This window comes from Alteromonas sp. 4NH20-0056, assembly GCF_057539655.1.
The window spans coordinates 290,944-309,645 of the sequence record NZ_BAAJLS010000002.1 but is presented as its reverse complement, the minus strand read 5'-3'; the positions used below and the strand labels follow the sequence as shown (position 1 = coordinate 309,645).

16 protein-coding genes and 1 other RNA gene are annotated in these 18,702 nt (G+C 44.9%); 10 read left to right on the top strand and 7 right to left on the bottom strand.

Going from position 1 to position 18,702, the window contains the following annotated elements:
• Position 1: 1 nt before the first annotated feature.
• The 6 genes from AC27EZ_RS04905 (at position 2) to AC27EZ_RS04880 (ending at position 7,246) form a co-directional block, all read left to right on the top strand.
• Positions 2 to 3,124 carry an efflux RND transporter permease subunit gene (locus AC27EZ_RS04905; RefSeq protein ID WP_487134247.1) on the top strand — a complete coding sequence of 1,041 codons (3,123 nt, stop codon included), beginning with the start codon at positions 2 to 4 and terminating at the stop codon, positions 3,122 to 3,124.
• 219 nt (positions 3,125 to 3,343) lie between these two features.
• Positions 3,344 to 4,054, top strand: coding sequence for an SIMPL domain-containing protein (locus AC27EZ_RS04900; protein ID WP_487134246.1), 711 nt, complete (start codon positions 3,344 to 3,346; stop codon positions 4,052 to 4,054).
• Between the two features lie 187 nt (positions 4,055 to 4,241).
• Positions 4,242 to 4,541, top strand: coding sequence for a DUF1289 domain-containing protein (locus AC27EZ_RS04895; RefSeq protein ID WP_487134245.1), 300 nt, complete (start codon positions 4,242 to 4,244; stop codon positions 4,539 to 4,541).
• Between the two features lie 48 nt (positions 4,542 to 4,589).
• Positions 4,590 to 5,414 (top strand): HDOD domain-containing protein, encoded by an 825-nt coding sequence (locus tag AC27EZ_RS04890; protein WP_487134244.1) that lies wholly within the window; start codon positions 4,590 to 4,592, stop codon positions 5,412 to 5,414.
• Between the two features lie 157 nt (positions 5,415 to 5,571).
• Positions 5,572 to 6,327, top strand: a complete 756-nt coding sequence (locus tag AC27EZ_RS04885) for a DUF481 domain-containing protein (protein ID WP_487134243.1) — start codon at positions 5,572 to 5,574, stop codon at positions 6,325 to 6,327.
• Between the two features lie 175 nt (positions 6,328 to 6,502).
• Positions 6,503 to 7,246, top strand: a complete 744-nt coding sequence (locus AC27EZ_RS04880; protein ID WP_487134242.1) for a DUF481 domain-containing protein — start codon at positions 6,503 to 6,505, stop codon at positions 7,244 to 7,246.
• Positions 7,247 to 7,313: 67 nt separating this feature from the next.
• Here AC27EZ_RS04880 and serA read toward each other — a convergent pair whose 3' ends face one another.
• From serA to ssrS, 7 genes are all read right to left on the bottom strand, one after another.
• Positions 7,314 to 8,543, bottom strand: a complete 1,230-nt coding sequence (gene serA, locus AC27EZ_RS04875; protein WP_487134241.1) for a phosphoglycerate dehydrogenase — start codon at positions 8,541 to 8,543, stop codon at positions 7,314 to 7,316.
• A gap of 136 nt (positions 8,544 to 8,679) precedes the next feature.
• Positions 8,680 to 9,336 carry a ribose-5-phosphate isomerase RpiA gene (gene rpiA, locus AC27EZ_RS04870; RefSeq protein WP_487134240.1) on the bottom strand — a complete coding sequence of 219 codons (657 nt, stop codon included), beginning with the start codon at positions 9,334 to 9,336 and terminating at the stop codon, positions 8,680 to 8,682.
• 187 nt (positions 9,337 to 9,523) lie between these two features.
• Complete coding sequence (locus AC27EZ_RS04865) at positions 9,524 to 10,117, bottom strand: 5-formyltetrahydrofolate cyclo-ligase (protein ID WP_487134239.1); 594 nt, start codon at positions 10,115 to 10,117, stop codon at positions 9,524 to 9,526.
• Complete coding sequence (locus tag AC27EZ_RS04860; RefSeq protein ID WP_487134238.1) at positions 10,117 to 11,736, bottom strand: GAF domain-containing hybrid sensor histidine kinase/response regulator; 1,620 nt, start codon at positions 11,734 to 11,736, stop codon at positions 10,117 to 10,119. Before AC27EZ_RS04860 ends, AC27EZ_RS04865 begins: the two co-directional genes overlap by 1 nt.
• A gap of 100 nt (positions 11,737 to 11,836) precedes the next feature.
• Complete coding sequence (locus AC27EZ_RS04855) at positions 11,837 to 12,778, bottom strand: nucleoside hydrolase (protein WP_487134237.1); 942 nt, start codon at positions 12,776 to 12,778, stop codon at positions 11,837 to 11,839.
• Between the two features lie 26 nt (positions 12,779 to 12,804).
• Positions 12,805 to 13,698: a ribokinase gene (locus AC27EZ_RS04850; RefSeq protein WP_487134236.1), complete on the bottom strand. Its 894-nt coding sequence runs from the start codon at positions 13,696 to 13,698 to the stop codon at positions 12,805 to 12,807.
• A 21-nt stretch (positions 13,699 to 13,719) separates the two neighbouring features.
• Positions 13,720 to 13,902, bottom strand: a non-coding RNA gene (gene ssrS / locus AC27EZ_RS04845) — 6S RNA.
• A 447-nt stretch (positions 13,903 to 14,349) separates the two neighbouring features.
• Between ssrS and AC27EZ_RS04840 the strand changes: the two genes are divergently transcribed.
• Genes AC27EZ_RS04840 through AC27EZ_RS04825 form a run of 4 tightly spaced genes read left to right on the top strand, consistent with a single transcriptional unit; the run spans position 14,350 to position 18,691 of the window.
• Positions 14,350 to 14,916: a UPF0149 family protein gene (locus AC27EZ_RS04840; protein WP_487134235.1), complete on the top strand. Its 567-nt coding sequence runs from the start codon at positions 14,350 to 14,352 to the stop codon at positions 14,914 to 14,916.
• A gap of 15 nt (positions 14,917 to 14,931) precedes the next feature.
• Complete coding sequence (pepP, locus tag AC27EZ_RS04835; protein ID WP_487134234.1) at positions 14,932 to 16,245, top strand: Xaa-Pro aminopeptidase; 1,314 nt, start codon at positions 14,932 to 14,934, stop codon at positions 16,243 to 16,245.
• A 3-nt stretch (positions 16,246 to 16,248) separates the two neighbouring features.
• Positions 16,249 to 17,463, top strand: coding sequence for a 2-octaprenyl-6-methoxyphenyl hydroxylase (gene ubiH, locus AC27EZ_RS04830; RefSeq protein WP_487134233.1), 1,215 nt, complete (start codon positions 16,249 to 16,251; stop codon positions 17,461 to 17,463).
• Positions 17,464 to 17,518: 55 nt separating this feature from the next.
• On the top strand, positions 17,519 to 18,691 hold the full coding sequence (locus AC27EZ_RS04825) for an FAD-dependent monooxygenase (RefSeq protein WP_487134232.1): 1,173 nt from the start codon (positions 17,519 to 17,521) through the stop codon (positions 18,689 to 18,691).
• Positions 18,692 to 18,702 lie beyond the last annotated feature (11 nt).

The window sequence follows — 18,702 nt, the reverse complement described above, 5'->3', positions numbered from 1 at the left end:
CATGAACATATCGCAGTTTTTTATTAGCCGCCCCATCTTCGCGGGCGTATTGTCTTTACTTATTTTTATTGGTGGGGCCATTGCAGTATGGCAACTCCCCATCACAGAATACCCCGAAGTGGTGCCGCCTACCGTGGTAGTCACCGCGAACTATCCTGGTGCAAACCCAGAAGTTATCGCTGAAACTGTCGCGACACCGTTAGAGCAAGAGATTAACGGTGTTGAGAATATGCTTTATATGTCATCACAAGCAACAAGTGATGGCCGTATGACATTAACGATTACATTTGCAATCGGTACTGATCCCGATGCCGCCACTACGCTTGTGCAAAATAGAGTCAATCGTGCGACGCCGCGCTTGCCACAAGAAGTGCAGCGTTTAGGTGTGGTTACTGAAAAGTCATCACCTGACCTTACCATGGTGGTGCATTTAACATCGCCAGATAACCGCTACGACATGCTTTATTTGTCAAACTATGCCGATCAATTCGTTAAAGATGAGCTGGCGCGTATTGATGGCGTGGGACAAGTGCGCTTATTCGGCGCCGGTGAATTCAGCATGCGCGTATGGCTAGACCCCAACAAACTTGCTGCACTGCAAATGAATCCCGGTGATGTTGTCGCCGCCATCGCAGATCAAAATCAACAAGCCGCTGCCGGAAGTCTGGGGGCACAACCTACTGGAAGCAGTGAGTTTCAGCTATTAATAAACGTTCGCGGAAGGCTCAAAGACGAAACCGAATTTGAAAATATAATCGTGAAATCGGGGAGTAACGGTGAAATTACTCGCTTAAAAGATGTTGCGCGGATCGAACTAGGGGCCAATAACTACGCTTTGCGTTCGTTACTCAACAATAACCCCGCGGCGGCTATTCCTATATTTCAAGCACCAGGTTCAAACGCTATTCAAATTTCTGACGACGTGCGAGCGAGAATGGCAGCGCTGTCTAGCATGTTTCCTGATGGCTTAGAGTATGACATTGTCTACGACCCTACGGTATTCGTGCGCGGTTCAATTGAAGCGGTAGTCGATACATTATTTGAAGCGGTGCTATTGGTTGTATTGGTCGTGGTCCTGTTTTTACAAACATGGCGCGCTTCTATTATTCCCTTGGTTGCAGTACCTATTTCTTTAGTAGGCACGTTTGCGTTTATGCAGCTGATGGGGTTCTCACTAAACGCGTTGTCGTTGTTTGGTTTAGTGTTAGCAATAGGCATTGTGGTAGATGACGCTATTGTTGTTGTTGAAAACGTTGAACGTAATATAGCACAAGGGAAATCACCGTTTGATGCAACGGTGCAAGCAATGAAAGAGGTGACCGGCCCAATCATTGCAACAACCTTGGTGTTGGCTGCGGTGTTTATTCCAACCGCTTTCATGAGCGGCCTTACGGGTCAGTTTTACAAGCAGTTTGCACTTACTATCACTATATCAACTGTAATATCAGCTATAAATTCATTAACGCTTAGTCCGGCCTTGTCGGCACTGCTTTTAAAACCGCACGGCCAAGCTAACGATTGGCTTACACGTGTAATGAATAAAGCATTCGGTCGCTTTGTGTTTGCGCCCTTTAATCGTTTATTTGAAAGCGGCGCCAAAAAGTACACCCGTGGCGTTAATGGGCTGATTCGTAAAAGTGGTATTGTCTTAGTGCTTTACGCTGGTTTAATAGCCCTTACTTTTAACCAGTTTGCTTCTACGCCAACTGGTTATGTTCCTAGTCAAGACAAACAATACTTGGTTGCGTTTGCACAGCTTCCTAATGCGGCAAGCCTTGATAGAACCGAAGCGATTATCCGTGAAATGTCACGCATTGCTATGGAACATCCCGGCGTGTCTGATGCAGTCGCGTTTCCAGGTTTAAATATTAATGGTTTTACGAACAGCCCCAGTTCGGGCATTCTTTTTACGCCTTTGAAGCCTTTTGACCAGCGTCAATCACCGGAGTTATCGGCAGGTGCAATAGCGGCAACACTTAATCAGCAGTTTGGGTCGATTAAAGGTGCATATGTGGCAATTTTTCCACCTCCGCCAGTGATGGGGCTTGGTACAATTGGTGGGTTTCGCTTACAAGTTGAAGACAAAGGCAACCTCGGTTTTGAGTCCCTTGAAAAGGTAACGCAAGAGGTTATCGCCAAAGCATGGGCGCACCCTGCGCTAACTGGGTCATTTACCAGTTTTACCGTTGCCGTTCCACAGCTTGATGTAGAGGTAGATAGGGAAAAGGCTGTGAGTCAAGGTGTGAACATCGACAGTTTATTTACAACGATGCAAGCTTATCTGGGCTCTCTGTATGTGAATGACTTCAACCTGTTTGGCCGTACTTATCAAGTCAACGTGCAAGCCGACGCAGAATATCGTCAAGAAATTGGGGATATAACGCAGTTCAAAATTCGAAACTCACAAGGCGACATGATTCCTCTAGGGTCATTCTTAAATGTCTCGCACAGCGCCGGCCCAGACCGAGTCATGCATTACAATGGCTACGTGACCGCGGAAATTAACGGTGCGCCTGCGCCAGGATTCTCTTCAGACCAAGCAAAAGCAGCGATTGAAGAGATTTTAGCGGACACCTTGCCCTTAGGCATGAGTTACGAATGGACCGAACTGACCTATCAACAAATACTTGCAGGTAATGCATCTGCGTTTGTATTTCCATTGGTGGTACTACTTGTCTTCTTGGTTTTAGCTGCGCAATACGAAAGCCTGCGCCTCCCACTTTCGATAATTCTTATTGTGCCTATGACCTTATTAAGTGCGCTTATTGGTGTACAAATTTATGGCGGCGACAACAATATATTTACTCAAATCGGATTAATCGTGCTGGTTGGCCTGGCGACTAAGAACGCTATTCTTATTGTGGAGTTCGCCAAAGAGTTGCAAGACGGTGGAATGGATGCACTTTCGGCCATTAAAGAGGCAAGCCGTTTACGCTTGCGTCCTATTCTTATGACTTCTATCGCATTCATCATGGGCGTGCTTCCTATGGTCCTCTCAACAGGCGCAGGTGCAGAAATGCGACAAGCCATGGGGGTGGCGGTATTTTCAGGCATGATAGGCGTGACCGTCTTTGGTCTTATATTAACGCCGGTGTTTTATTACTTACTGAAGCGAAACGGATAGTACTAACGTTAAATGCAATGTCTACCCAAGCGTTGTCTCTGCTTAACGAGACACTTTGGCCGCTCTTTTTGAGCGGCCTTTTTTTTGCCACGTTTCGTCACAAAAGAACACCATGTTGCACTGTCTTTGACGTAGTTGAAAAATACTATTGCTACAGTATGTAAACGGTTTAAAAAAAACTGTTGTGTAACGTAAATGACTACAATGAAGGAAGAGAACATGAAAATAGCCGCGGCAACAGTGCTTGCAATTGGTATGGTGTTGGCACTTTTTATATTAGGTAAGCAGTTGTCTGGCGCGCTTGATGATATGCAGACGTGGGACAGAGTAGTAACCGTAAAAGGCTTGTCTGAAAAAGAGGTGTTGGCAGACCACGTGATATGGCCCATTCAATTTGTAGAAGCAAGTAACGATCTAAAGGCGCTTTACACTAATGTGAAAGCAAACAGTGATAAGGTTTCTGCGTTTTTGCTAACGCAGGGGCTTGATGCACAAGAAATAACCACAGGAAACCCTGAAGTCATCGATAAACTCGCCCAGCAATACGGTAATAATAGCAATGCACCGTTTCGCTTCAACGCCATCCAAACCATTACCGTTTACTCTAAAAACGTAGAGAAAGTCAGAACCGCTATGCAGCAACTGGCCACACTGCTCAATGATGGTGTGGTGCTGTCACAAGCGCGTTATGAAGCGCAACCAGAATATGTCTTCTCTGGCCTGAACGATGTTAAACCCGTTATGATTGAAGAGGCGACATTGAATGCCAGAGAAGTCGCGTTAAAATTTGCGAAAGATTCACAGAGCACATTAGGAAAGATAAAACGAGCGAATCAAGGGCGCTTTTCTATTTCGAGTAGAGATGCACATCACCCCCATATAAAGAAAATAAGGGTTGTTTCTACAATTGATTACACGCTGATTGATTAAACGGGTATTTTCGTAACGCCTAAATGGTGTGATGTTTTCGATTTCAATGGGGGGCGCTAATGTGTGCTATAGTTCGCAAACACAATGATTTACTTGTTGATACTATTTAATGCTAATGTCTAGTTTTCGACGTTGGTAAATTACGATTTAATACTCGCTTAAAGCGTGGTGGCGCTGGCTAAACGATATGGCAGACAACAAACCTGACGCAACGCAACTGGAGTTCTTTGAAATTCCGAGCCCATGTATCGGCGTTTGCCAATCAGGCCCCCGCGGGTTTTGTAAAGGGTGTTATCGAAGTCGTGACGAACGCCTCTATTGGCTTCGTGTAGATGATGCAACACGCAGAAAAATTATGACGGCTTGTTATCGTCGCAAACAAGTGGCAAAACGACGCGCCTCAAGCAAAGCTGCTGTAGACATGCCCACAACTAAGATAAATCAAATTGGTTTATTTGATAGCCCTGAAGATACTGATGAACAATAACCTGCAGCCGATAACAATCTGCTAGCGGAACAAAACTGGAAGCTTTGCATGTCAAAAGACAACTATGTGGCCTACGCTGCTAAGTCATTCACACTACCGGATATCTGTGTAAGATTACGAGCTGTGTTGGACGATCCTCGCTCGGATGCTTCAGAAATTGGCAAACTCATCAGTTTAGATCCGTCTCTTACTGCTAAAGTGTTGAAACTTGCAAACAGTTCTTTATTTCGTTTCCCTTCCCAGATTACATCAATTACTAAAGCGATCAGTGTTGTTGGTGGCGAAGCACTCTACAACCTAGTTGTTGCAGAAACTGCCAATACTGCTTTTAGTCATTTTGATTCGGCATTGATCAACATCGATAAACACTGGTATGCGTCGGTCTATACTGGAATGGTGGCTAAATATCTCGCGAAAACGCTTAACATTCGCGGAAGCGAGCGATTTTTTGTCATGGGTATTTTACAAAACTTGAGTGAGCTGGTGGTGGCCAAAGTCTCCCCTGAACGCTATACCGAGTATCGTAATGCCGACTATGCTGGCTTGCCGTATGATCAACAGAACGCGTTTTTTGGTTTCACATTTTCACAGTGTAGCGGCACTATACTCGATCGTTGGAACATTCCCTTAGCACTGCATTACCCTATTACCTATTTATCTGATGTGAAGAAGCAAACTGGAAAATCAGATATTGCAATTCTCGCTATGGCGATGCGTATTGCTATTGCGCAAGAAGATGAAAAACATGAAAATGAAATTGAACTTTTTCCTTCTGAATTAGCCAATACACTGAATATAGATTTTGATACAATTAACAACGCGGTTGAATATGCAAATAGAGAGACTTCAAAAGTGTCGATGCTTATTCGATAGAAGAAGGGGGGCATAAGCTCGACTTGTTCAGTGACAACAGCCGCGTTTACTCCCATGGAAGGGCATAATAATAGGCTTTTGTTAGCCACGATAAATGCTACTGCTACCTTCAACTATGATTAAATTTATCTCTTTGCTTTCGCTCATAAGCTGCCTAATGACTCACGTTGCCTTTGCAAAAGAGCGCGACCTTATTCAAACGCTTTACCACGCCGATTACGTTCCTGACGCCGATGATGATATTCCACGCTTCTCAATGGACGGCGAATTAGGCGTTCTTGTTAATACCGGTAATACCTCAGCATCAAGCATAAAAACAGCAATAAACGCCGATCACGAGACAGAAAATTGGAGTAGCGTGTACCTTGCCGAGTTACTTTATAAAGAGAGTGATACCGGTGCGGGTAAGCGAGACGTTACCGCGCAACGGTTTTATACCAGCGCTCAGTTTGATTATAAATTAAGGTTACCTGGCCGACGGCTGTTCATGTATGGCGACTATGAGGATGATAGATTCAACGGCTACGAGCACCGGGCTTCGCTTGCAGCAGGCTGGTCGCAACGGCTGTGGCGCAGCGAAGATAGCGAATTTCGTTACAGTATCGGACCGGGTTACAGTTTTGTTGAAGTTGAAGAGGATATTAATAATGCGGTGAATGATGGCATGATTGTTCGTGCATCTGCTGAGTATAAATATCGATGGCCATCGGGTGCTAAATTGCGTCAATTCTTAAGTACTGAAGCGGGCGTCGACAATACAAAGTCTCGCTCTGAAACCTCGTTGTCAGCAAATATATTTGGCAGTTTAGCCATGAAACTTTCTTTTATCCTCAATCATAACTCAGATACGGCAGATAATGTTGACCCGCTGAGCACGGAAACGACAGTTGCATTGGTATATCAATTCTTTTAATTGCTACGTCCTTTTGTAAATAAAGTGAGTTTTGGTGTTTTTTTAACCGCACTGTGTTGACTGATATAATGATAGCTGTACACTGCGTGCCTTACGTAAATACCGTTCAGCGCTGCATACTTAACGTGCGTCCTGCTCGGTAATGGATGACACTATTTTTTATCAGGATTGCTTCATGACTAAACATCTCCTCGCGTCGCTTATCGCGCTTTCATTTTCAACGTCGGTTTTCGCACAAGATGATGTTAAACCGTTTACTATGGAAGGTGAGCTTGGTTTTATCTCGACTACGGGTAATACAGAAACGACATCAATAACCGCAGGTATCAATGCGCACCAAGAACTTGAAATGTGGAGCAACGACTACATTATCGAAGGCCTTTATAAGCGTGAAACGGTTGAAGGTGCAGATGGAGAAGATGTTGAGTTTACGTCAGCACAGAAGTTTTTCGCGTCTGCTCAGGGGAATTATAAACTAGATAACCCAGATTACCGTCTGTTCCTTTTCTCATCTTATGAAGATGACCGTTTGAGCAACTTTGACTACCAAGCGACTGTTGCAGCGGGTTGGAACCAAAAAGTACTTCAAAACAAACGCCATACACTAGAGTATTCAATTGGTCCGGGTTATACGTTTGTTGAAACACAGGAAGGGGTTGAGCAGAACAGCGCAATCGTACGTGCATCAGGTGCGTATTCGTGGAAAATTTCTGATACGGCGAAGTTCACTCAAACCGTTAGTACGGAAGTGGGTTCAGAGAATACAAAATCTCGTGCTGAGAGTGCGTTAACGGCAACCATCAGTGGTAACCTTTCTATGCGTATTTCCTTCAAGATGGACCATAACTCGAATGTATCGAGTGACATTGAGAAGCTAGATACTGAAACATCAGTAAGCTTGGTGTATAACTTCTTCTAAGCTACGATTAAGTAATAAAAAAACGCTGCATTTGCAGCGTTTTTTTTGGCCATTTATCTACAAAAAATTAATGAAGGATACGGGTCTTTATTGTGCCTTCAATTTGTTGTAATTCTGCAAGCGCTTCATAGCCTCGATCTTCTTTTACATCTACGACTACATAGCCTATCTCGGCGTTGGTTTGAAGGTATTGCGCTTCAATGTTAATTCCTTTCTCAGCAAACGCTTTGTTTATTTGTGTAAGGATACCTGGCTTGTTTTTGTGAATATGCAACAAGCGTGAACGGCCAGTATTCTCAGGTAGCGATACATCAGGGAAGTTAACAGCTGACAACGTAGAGCCATTATCTGAGTACTTGGCAAGCTTACCTGCTACCTCAATACCAATGTTCTCTTGCGCTTCTTGCGTGCTACCACCTACATGTGGAGTCAAAATGACGTTATCGAACTTGCGAAGTGGCGAATGAAACTCTTCAGTATTCGACTTTGGCTCGACAGGGAATACATCGATTGCTGCACCGTTTAAGTGGCCTGATTCTAATGCTGCTGCGAGTGCGTCAATATCGACTACCGTACCGCGAGAGGCATTAATAAGAATACTGCCAGGCTTCATTTGAGATAACTCTTTTTGGCCTATCATGTCTTGGGTTTGTGGCGTTTCTGGTACGTGAAGCGACACCACATCCGACGTGTTCAGAAGCTTTTCAAGTGATTTCACTTGCGCTGAATTACCTAGTACAAGCTTATCTTCGATATCGAAGAATTGAACGCGCATGCCCAAGTGCTCGGCCAAAATACTTAGCTGTGTACCAATGTGACCATAACCAATAATACCCAGTGTTTTTCCACGGGCTTCATAAGAGCTAACAGCGGTTTTTTCCCATTCGCCGCGATGTGCTTTGGCATTTTTACTAGGTACCTGACGTAGTAACAGAATGATTTGCCCTAACACGAGCTCAGCGACTGAACGAGTATTTGAAAACGGCGCGTTGAATACAGGAATGCCTCGGCGCTGTGTGGCAGCCAAGTCAACCTGGTTGGTACCAATACAAAAGCAGCCGATAGCAACTAACTTTTTCGCAGCATCAACTACATTTTCTGTTATTTGAGTACGAGAACGGATGCCGACAAAATGTGCATCTTTGATCTTTTCAATGAGTTCGTCTTCAGGCAATGAGGTTTTCAAAAACTCAATATTGGTATAACCGTTGTTTTTCAGTGTTTCTAATGCACTTTGGTGCACACCTTCTAACAACAAAATCCGGATTTTATCCTTCTCAAGTGAAACTTTACTCATGGATTTGCTATCTCTCGCTGTGTTGTGCCCGAGCTTCGAAGGCTGCTAAAAGGCACAGGCTATAACATGGTTAGTTGGGACATCTAGACGTCCAAATGAAAATTAACAGAAAACGACCAAACTTAAAAGTAATAATTTACTCGAATGTATCTACACCCGTATCGGTGGCAGAAAGAACAATGTCTGCACCGCGAAGAGCGAAAATACCGTTGGTAACAACGCCGGGTATGTTATTAATTTTTTGTTCAAGCTCTCTAGGATTAATAATTTCAAGGTTGTGAACGTCTAGAATGACATTGCCATTGTCTGTGATTACGCCTTGACGATATTCAGGGTCGCCACCAAGTTTAACTAGTTCTCTTGCCACAAAAGAGCGGGCCATGGGGATCACTTCAACAGGTAACGGAAATTTGCCAAGTACTGGCACGCGCTTGCTCTCATCAACAATACAAACGAAGGTCTTTGCTGCTCCGGCGACTATTTTTTCGCGGGTGAGTGCTGCGCCGCCCCCTTTAATCATGTGCTTGTATTCGGTAACTTCGTCTGCGCCATCAATATAGACAGAGAGGTTGCTAACTTCATTAAGCTCAAAGACCTCTATACCTAACGCCTTCAGACGCTGTGTAGAGGCTTCAGAGCTAGACACAGCGCCTTCAATTTTGTTCTTTATATCACCAAGGGCATCTATAAAAAAATTGACGGTAGACCCGGTTCCTACGCCTACAATGCTGTCTTGTTCTACATACTTTATTGCAGCGCGGGCAACTGCTTTCTTTTTGTCGTTTTGATCCATGATGAGGCTCCATTGATGATGCAGGTGGCGAATTTTCGCAATGTTGAGCGAAGTGTATCAGATATCTACAAAATAGCGCATCACGGCGGGTAATATTAACAATAGGTGACGTACTTGCGACAAGGGTGCTTTATAGAGGCGTATTTTAATTCTCTACTGCATGAGGGCAGGCGTTGCCGTACTGGTATTAAACAGAAAAGTGATGAAGACGCGTTGGCGTGACGATGGCATTGAGAGGAATGTCCCATGATGCATAAGGAAGGCATTCAACAAGCTGTAAATCATGAGCGACGCCTATTAGCAGGGGCTTTTTAACCGCATGGCGGGTATACGCCAACGTCCTATCGTAATAACCGCCTCCCATGCCTAGTCGATTACCATCGTTATCAAAACCCACAAGTGGCATAAGAATAACGTCTAGTTCGTGCGTAGGCATAATGTGTTGACAGGCTAACTCGGGCTCTAAAATCCCATACTTGTTTTGTATTAAAGGGGTATGTGAAGCGTATTCTAGAAACAGCAAATGCCCCTTACAAACCGGGTGTAAAACAGGAAGTGAAAACGAAAATATCTGCTGAGTACTACCAACAAACAATGATAAATCGACTTCACCATCGTTGGCTAGATACGTTCCCATTTTCAAATGACTGTCGTTTGAAAAATACCGAGACAGCTGGAAGGATACGCCTTCAGCGGCCTGCTTTTGTTGTGAAGCTGATAACTGTCGCCGCGCTGCTCTTAGTTGGGTTCTTAGTGTTTTTCTATGGTGTTGAGCTGGCATTACACTGCTAAGTACTTATTTAATACAAACACCAGTTCTGCACTGTCGACCGGTTTTGTAAGAACATCGATTAGCCCTTGCGAAAGCAGCATTGAGCGCTCGGTAATAACGTCTGCGGTTAACGCCACAACCGGAAGATCTTTCGATATTTCGTTAATTTGTTGTGCGGCTTGCATCCCATTAATGCCAGGAAGGTTTAAATCCATTAATACTAAATCGACTGGGTTCGTTCTAACATACTCCACGCCCTCTTCTCCGGAGCCCACGATAGATATCGCAAATCCAAGTTTTTCAAACACAGTTTTAATTACCACTTGGTTAATATGATGATCTTCAACAACCAAAATTTGCGCCTCTTTATTAACCCGCAGTTGATTAATAAACGAGGGGGTTTGGGCTTCTGCATAATCTTGTGCGCTTATTACGTCAGTGGGAATACTCACACTTACTTGCGTACCTACATTCAGTTTGCTCTTGAGCTTCAAGGTACCATCGAGTAATTCAACAAGGCGTTTTGTAATATTCAGCCCTAAGCCAGTCCCGTCGAATTGATGCGCATTATCCATCCTCTCAAATGCCGTAAATAATTTCTTTTGATCCTCTTCGCTTATCCCGATGCCTTCATCTTTAACGGTAAAGGTAAGCTTTCCGTTTTTAAATTTCGCGGTGGCGTTTACGCTTTTCTCTGCATGCGTATATTTTATAGCATTTGATAGTAAGTTTAGGACTATTTGACCAAACTTTGTATCGTCAAAGCTTAGGCTTTCCGGCATTGAATTGGAAACTGAAGAGTGAAACATAACATTGCCGTCTTCAGCGCGAATGCGGGTTAATGAGAAAAGGTGAGTGAAGAAATCTTGCGTGCTAACTGGGCGTGGCATGACACGCATTTTACCTGCTTCAATTTGCTTTAAATCGAGCACTGAATTAACAATTTCAAGTAAACGGCCACCGCTTTCACTTATAAGCGCTAAGGGCTCCGTAAAGGTATCAGGCAAGGATAAGGCTGCAGCGTCACTTTCAAGTATATGGCTAAATGTATTAATCGCATTTAACGGCGTTCTAATTTCGTGACTGATATAAGACAGGAAGTCGGATTTAAATTGGCTAGTTCGCTCTAACTCTCTGTTTTTGCGTTTTAGTTCTAAATGCGCTACTACGGATTGGCTCAACGTCTGTAGTGCAGAGCGTTGACCGTCGGTCAGTGTTTTAGCCTCGTCACTTATTGCGCATAGAGTGCCTATTGCGTGGCCAGAAGGCGTTACTAAAGGGGCGCCGGCATAAAAGCGAATATCGGGTGCACCCGTTACCAATGGATTATCGTGAAAGCGAGGATCTTTTGTTGCGTCATTTACCTCAAACACCTCTCGTTGCAATATAGCGTGAGAGCAGAAGGCAATATTTCGGGACGTCTCTTGGGCCTCTAATCCCACTCTCGATTTAAACCACTGGCGGTTAGGATCTACTAAACTAATTAATGCAATAGGGGAGTCGCATATTTGCGAGGCGAGTTTGGTGATATCGTCAAAGAGTTGCTCAGCTTCTGTGTCGAGCACATCGTAACTCAGTAGTTCTGTTAAGCGTTTGTCTTCATCATCCGGGATAGGTGCTGATATCATAAGATCACTTTTAAACCACGTTTATGTTGAGCAAAGAACATCAAGTATGCAGCATAACACTAGATTATACTGCATACTTTAGCGTGGTAGCTTCACTAAACTAAAGCGCGTAGGTATCTATAAAGAATTGCTCTAGTTTAGCGTGATCTACCTTAGTTGCCACTTTAATGGTATTTGCGTTGTTCCACAATGGGCTAGGGGTTGTTCCTGCTGGAGCAACAACCGTTTGCCCTCTATCTAACTCGCCAGTGCCCACGCGAACGTGACCTTCGGTTAATTCAAACAAGTCAGGTTGGCGTAGATGTGCTATGGGAAATGCATCATGGAAAAAACAAACACGGTCTTCACGGTTTTGAGAATAAAAGTCCATGTAGAACTGAGCACTTTCCTGAACGAAGCTACCTAGTTTAGGGTTTTTCTCCGCAAGTACATCTACAAATGTCGGCGCGAAAGGCACATCGTTAGTGACGTCCAACCCGAACATGGTAAGTTCCCAATCTGCGCCAAGCACAATTTCTGCCGCGTGGGCATCGTTCCAAATATTTGCTTCAGCTACTGGAGTAACGTTTCCAGGAACAAATGCAGCTCCACCCATAATGCTAACGCCTTTCACTAACTTAGGTAGTTCAGGTTCAAGACGAAGAGCTAAGGCTAGATTTCCAAGTGGTCCAATTGCCACAAGCGTAATTTCGCCTGGGTATTTACGTACCATATCAACAATAAACTGTGCTGAACTACGAGGGTCAAGCTGACCTTTTGGTGCTTCAGGCTTAATATGACCGAACCCGTAATCGCCATGTACAAAGTGCGCGTAAGTCGACTCTGGGCCTACCCATGGCATTCCAACACCTTTGGTTACAGGTATATCTTTTCCGGCAATCTCACATAATGTCAATGCATTTTGCGCTGCCATGTCAACGGGAACGTTACCGAACACTGTTGTCAAACCAAGCAACTCAATATCGGGTGATTGAAATGCAAAAAATATCGCCATTGCATCATCGATGCCCGGATCTGTATCTAAAATTATTTTATGTGCCATTGATTTATCTCTATCTTGTCTGTTACTTAGCTTCGTTTTGCTAGAAAACGATCAACTTCTTTTTTTGATGGGATGCTTTGTGCTGCACCTTCTCGCGTTACGGCAATAGCAGATGCCGCACAGCCTCGTTTTAATGCTTGTTTTGCATCAGTGTGGTTGCTGTAAGCAGATAAGAAATAACCAATGAACGTATCGCCTGCTGCTGTTGTATCAACCGCGTCAACGGTAAAGGCATCGACAGTAATAGTCTCATCGCCTTTTAGCATCATTACGCCAGCTTTCCCTAGTGTAATGATAACCTCACAGTGCGCCCAGTCTTGTTTAAATACTGAGATAATATCGTCAAGCGACTCTTTTTCAGTCAGGGCGGCCGCTTCGGTCTCGTTAACAATTAGTAAATCGATGCACTCATGAGGTAATGCTTTTACTGACTCACTCATTGGCGCCGGGTTGAAGGCAACCTTTAAATGCTTTTCTTTTGCTTGTCGAAGCGCGTCTTCAATACTGCTGGTCTCATTTTGCGTGAGAACCCAATCTGACGGCTTAGTGTCAGACAGTGCTGCATTAACGGTTTTTGCGGTCAAGGTTTGGTTTGCACCACCAAAAAGCACAATGGCGTTTTCACCACTTGGCGTAACCTGAATAATCGCGTGACCTGAAGGGGTTTCTGAACAATGCACACCACGACAGTCTACGCCTTTTTTGATAAGCGCTTGCTTGAACGAAGCATCATTTTCGTGAATGCTTCCTACATGGCGTACATCAGCACCCGCTTGCGCGAGCGCGATAGATTGATTTGCACCCTTACCACCAAGCAATTGCTGATAATGTGTTGAAGCAATGGTTTCACCAGGTTGTACAAAATGTTCTACCTGATAAACGTGGTCGATATTTATGGAGCCAAAATTTATTATTGCCATTTCTTCTTCCGTCGAAAGAGGGCGTCTCCCGGAATGCCGCTATCCATTGATCGCCCGTGAACCGAAAAGTTCAGGGCGGAAGCATCACAATTGCCGTAGGCTTCTCGATACGAGCCGAGCTTGCACAATAGCGACCGTTTCAACTTCCTTGGTTTAAAGCATCGGCCAGGGACATTAATAGATTGGCAAACATCCCAGGAGACATTGTTGTTGTGAAACGCAACAGGGTATAACAAACGAGTAATTCCGTGAAGAGGATCACCGTTACGCCTGTAAATATTTGCGTTATTGAATATGGTCACAGAGTAACGCTGTCGTTATTCTTGACCAATTGGTCAGCAATTATACACGCATATGAACGAAGCTCAATGTTTATGCTGTTGCGAAGGTGTGTTACGCACAAGGTTTTCTTTTGATGCGCTTCAGACCGAATACATTCCTTGTTCACCTTTAAGATCATAGAGCAATTATGTACGGGTTACCACCGAAAACGACGGGTTGTCATCTGTTCGCACAGCAAGTAATCAAAATGGTAGTTGTGGGTTTTAGTCAAGGTCTTTGCTAGAATTAGACCCATCATGGACATAGCATATTGATAATCAAAACGTTGTTGATGGCATGCCCAACACTAATTAACAAGAGTACCTATTCGTGGAAAAACAGCTCGATTACGATCACGTAACCAATAAACTTTCTCAGCAAGACATTATTGTCGACGGCGCCGAGGTGCATGGTATCTTGTGTGGCATGCTGTGTGGTGGCATGTCGCTTACTGACCAAAAATGGTTGGCTATATTGAACGATACTATTCATCAAGGTGAAGGCTTCAATGACGCCACCTCATTTTTGCTTACCAGTTTATTTAATCAGACATGTCAGCAATTACTCGAACCTGAGTTTGCTTTACAACTACTGTTACCTGACGACCAAGCGCCAATCAACGACCGCGGTGCGGCGTTAATTAGCTGGGTACAAGGTTTTATGCTTGGCTTCGGCTTGCATCAGCAAGAGTTGGGTAAGTGCTCTGATGATGTTAAAGAGGCATTAGAAGATTTTAATGACATCGCCAGAATGGAAGAACCGATGGATACTGATGAAGAGTCTGAAAAAGCGCTTTTCGAGGTAATGGAGTACGTCAAAATATCTGCCATTTTATGTTTTAGCGAGCTTGGGCAATCACTGCTAGAAGACCAACCAGACACCCCTTCAGTACATTAATTAAAGGGCAGAACCATGATTAGCGCGCAGGAATTTATTGCAAGACAGGACAGGTTACTCGCGCAATGCTTGCCTAATAGTGTATGCATTGTGCCTGCTGCATCGATGGTAACGCGAAGCAGAGACACCGAGTATGTTTTTCGCCAGCAAAGCGACTTTTGGTATTTGACCGGATTTAATGAGCCTGACGCATGGCTTATTCTGTCAAATAACCCTCGTTATGGCGCACGTTATAGTGCAATGGTTGTGCAGCCACTAGATAAAGCGGCCGAAATTTGGCACGGCAGGCGCTTAGGGGCTGAAGCAGCGTTGGCACGCTTTAGTTTAGATGAAGCTTTCGAATTACAAGAACTTGAAGAAGCATTATTAGAAAGCCTGCATGAACAGGACAACCTGTATTTCGCCTTTGGCGAAAACGCACAGGCTGACGACCTTATTAACAATGCGCTTAGCGCATTACGAGCCGCGCCAAAAGCGTCTCTGGCTCCTCACGCCACGTACGACATTCGTAATATATTGCACGAAATGCGGGTATTTAAATCGGCCAGTGAAGTCGCGATGATGAAAGCAGCAGCAGATATTTCCGCTGACGCGCACCGCCGCGCGATGACGTTTGCACGCCCGGGTTGTTTTGAGTATCAAATAGAAGCAGAGCTGCATCATAGTTTTGCTATGGCGGGCGCGCGATCACCGGCTTACAGCACCATTGTTGGAAGTGGTGAAAACGCGTGTATCTTGCATTACACAGAAAATGCATCTCAAGTTAAAGATGGCGACTTGATATTGATAGATGCAGGGGCTGAGTATCAAGGGTATGCAGCAGATATTACGCGCACCTTTCCTGCCAATGGTACGTTTTCTGACGCGCAGAAAGACATTTATGCATTGGTCTTAAAGGCACAAACCAGTGTACTTGATATGTTAGGCCCAGACGTTACGCTATCCAGTGCAATGCAGCACAGCGTTGAAATTCTAACAGAAGGCCTTGTCGCGCTTGGTATCTTAAGCGGTTCGGTAGCGAAAAATCTTGAAGACGAAACGTGGCGCGACTATTACATGCATGGTCTTGGGCACTTTCTGGGCTTAGATGTGCATGATGTCGGGAATTATAAAATTAAGGGTGAGGATCGCCCACTAAAGCCTGGAATGGTAATAACCGTTGAACCAGGGCTTTATATTGGTACTGATAGTGCTGCGCCCGATAAATACAAAGGTATTGGCGTTCGTATTGAAGATGACGTGGTGATAACTGCGACAGGTGTTGATGTACTAACGGCCGGTGTGCCAAAAGAAATCGACGACATTGAAGCGCTAATGAAGGGTGCATAACGGGTGAAAACGGTAGACGTGGCCATAGTTGGCGGTGGTATTGTAGGGTGCGTGCTTGCCAAAGGGTTGTCTGAGCAAGCTGGGCTTAACGTAACGTTAATAGACGCAAGCGACCCACACGCAAACGAGACAATTAATCCATTGCAAGACAAGCGAGTGATTGCATTGGCCAAGCGTACCGTAGATGAACTTACTGCGTTAGGTGTGCCGTTAAAAGAGCTGGCAAAACAGCATCCAGGCACCATTGAACACATAGAGGTGAGTGACAAAGGTCATGCAGGGTTAACCGACTTACATTGCAATGACTATGGGCTCTCATCGTTTGGGCAAGTCGTGTCGTTAGGCGCGCTTACGACGTTGGTGGTGAAAAGTCAGCAACACTATACACACCTGTCGGGTGTAACAGTGAGAAAGGTTACACGACACAAACAGCATGCTTCTCTGTCGCTAAGTAATGACGATGTCATTGACGCCAAGCTGCTGGTTGTTGCCGATGGTGGCCATTCTCCTATTACAGAGTGGGTGGGTATATCTAGGCAAACAAAGTCATATAATCAAACAGCACTCATCTTTAACGTACACACGCAGCAACGCCATACAAACCGCGCTTATGAACGTTTCACCTCGCAAGGGCCTTTAGCGTTCTTACCCTTTGATAATGAAATAGAAGGCGTGACGTCGAAAGGAAATGGCTTTTCGGTGGTATGGACATTGGCGCACGATGAAGCACAACGAATTGCTCAGCAACCGGCTAAAGCGTGTATTCCATTGCTGCAAGAAACCTTTGGCTATCGGGCAGGACGAATAACCCATATCAGTGATATGGCCAGTTATCCGTTGCAGTTGCGTACGTGTGACACGGTTACCTCGCATAGAGTTGTCGTGGTTGGCAATGCAGCTCAAGCGCTTCACCCGATTGCAGGGCAAGGGTTTAACTTGGGAATGCGCGATATCGCATCGCTTGTTGAGGTACTTAAGGGCGAGAGCGATCCTGGCGCATTTAGTTGTACCCAGCGTTATGAAAACGTGAGAAAACATGACCGCGTTGCAACCATAGGGCTTACCGACAGGTTAGTGCATACGTTCTCAAATCAGCACTTTCCGTTAGTGGTGGGGAGAAATCTGTCGTTGTTGGCGTTAAACGCTTTTTCACAGGCTAAACAAGCTTTTGTGCGACAAGCGACTGGGTTTGCTAAACACCAGACAAGTGGTCACTGAGTTAACGCAAAGAATCGAGATATTGCAGCGCTGCTGTTTTTAGAAAAGGATAGTTATGCAACACGTTGATGTAGCCATAATAGGCGGTGGTATTGTCGGCCTTACACTTGCAAGTGCATTGCAGAACACTGAATGCAGCATTGCGATAGTCAATAAGGGGGCGATTTCAATGCCTGCCGGTGATAAGCCAACTGCCAGAGTCAGTGCTATCAACCAAGCTAACATCAGCGCCTTGAAAGGCTTTGGCGTGTGGGATTGCGTGCAACAAGATAGAGCGAATGCTTATCATGCTATGCACGTATGGGACAAAGATAGCTTTGGTGATATTCATTTCAACAGTGACGATGTAGCAGCTGATTCGCTAGGCGTTATTATTGAAAATCAAGCGTTAGTGAACGGGCTATCAACGCAAGTGCAGGGCCAGTCAAACGTGTCGTTTTACGAACACGGTGTCGACCGCATTCTTAGTGGCCCTAACCAAACAATGGTGATGTTTGACAACGGTGATGCGTTGTCGTGTCGCTTATTAGTTGGCGCAGACGGCGCAAATTCGATAGTAAGAAAGCACGCGGGCTTCCCGATTACGTTCAAAGATTACGAACATACGGCTATTGTTGCGAATATTCGTACGGTGCGTGCGCACGATAATGTCGCACGACAAGCGTTTACCCCGACAGGGCCGTTAGCATTACTTCCCATGGTCGACCCTAACGTATGTTCTATTGTGTGGTCGCAAGCACCTGAAGCCGCAAACGCACTGCTTTCACTCAGCGATGATGATTTTTGTAATGCGCTCGCGGTTGCCAGCGATATGGTGTTAGGCAAAGTGACATTAGAGACAACGCGCGTGTCTTTTCCTCTTACGATGCGCTATGCGCGACAATGGGCAAAAGACGGCATTGTGTTGGTAGGAGACGCCGCACATACCATTCACCCGCTCGCAGGGCAGGGGGCTAATTTGGGGATGCAGGACGCACGAGCGTTGGCACATCACCTTAACGCCTTAATCAGCGAGCAAAAAGATATCGGCACGCATAAAAATCTTCGTGCCTACGAGCGAGAAAGAAAAGCTGAAGCGGTTAAAATGATAGCTGCAATGGATGGTTTTAAACTTTTATTTGACGGGAACGACCCGTTGAAGAAAATCGTCCGTGGTATAGGGTTAACGGTAACCGATAAGTTGGCACCGGTTAAACACGCCTTTATTACCCATGCGATGGGGTTATAGCATCAGCATTT

Excerpts from the sequence above, each read along its gene's own strand:
- AC27EZ_RS04900 (WP_487134246.1), top strand. The coding sequence starts at position 3,344 with ATGAAAATAGCCGCGGCAACAGTGCTTGCAATTGGTATGGTGTTGGCA.
- AC27EZ_RS04825 (WP_487134232.1), top strand. The coding sequence starts at position 17,519 with ATGCAACACGTTGATGTAGCCATAATAGGCGGTGGTATTGTCGGCCTT.
- serA (WP_487134241.1), bottom strand. The coding sequence starts at position 8,543 with ATGAGTAAAGTTTCACTTGAGAAGGATAAAATCCGGATTTTGTTGTTA.
- AC27EZ_RS04860 (WP_487134238.1), bottom strand. The coding sequence starts at position 11,736 with ATGATATCAGCACCTATCCCGGATGATGAAGACAAACGCTTAACAGAA.
- AC27EZ_RS04905 (WP_487134247.1), top strand. The coding sequence starts at position 2 with ATGAACATATCGCAGTTTTTTATTAGCCGCCCCATCTTCGCGGGCGTA.
- AC27EZ_RS04880 (WP_487134242.1), top strand. The coding sequence starts at position 6,503 with ATGACTAAACATCTCCTCGCGTCGCTTATCGCGCTTTCATTTTCAACG.
- pepP (WP_487134234.1), top strand. The coding sequence starts at position 14,932 with ATGATTAGCGCGCAGGAATTTATTGCAAGACAGGACAGGTTACTCGCG.
- AC27EZ_RS04855 (WP_487134237.1), bottom strand. The coding sequence starts at position 12,778 with ATGGCACATAAAATAATTTTAGATACAGATCCGGGCATCGATGATGCA.
- AC27EZ_RS04885 (WP_487134243.1), top strand. The coding sequence starts at position 5,572 with ATGACTCACGTTGCCTTTGCAAAAGAGCGCGACCTTATTCAAACGCTT.
- AC27EZ_RS04850 (WP_487134236.1), bottom strand. The coding sequence starts at position 13,698 with ATGGCAATAATAAATTTTGGCTCCATAAATATCGACCACGTTTATCAG.
- AC27EZ_RS04890 (WP_487134244.1), top strand. The coding sequence starts at position 4,590 with ATGTCAAAAGACAACTATGTGGCCTACGCTGCTAAGTCATTCACACTA.
- rpiA (WP_487134240.1), bottom strand. The coding sequence starts at position 9,336 with ATGGATCAAAACGACAAAAAGAAAGCAGTTGCCCGCGCTGCAATAAAG.
- AC27EZ_RS04895 (WP_487134245.1), top strand. The coding sequence starts at position 4,242 with ATGGCAGACAACAAACCTGACGCAACGCAACTGGAGTTCTTTGAAATT.
- AC27EZ_RS04865 (WP_487134239.1), bottom strand. The coding sequence starts at position 10,117 with ATGCCAGCTCAACACCATAGAAAAACACTAAGAACCCAACTAAGAGCA.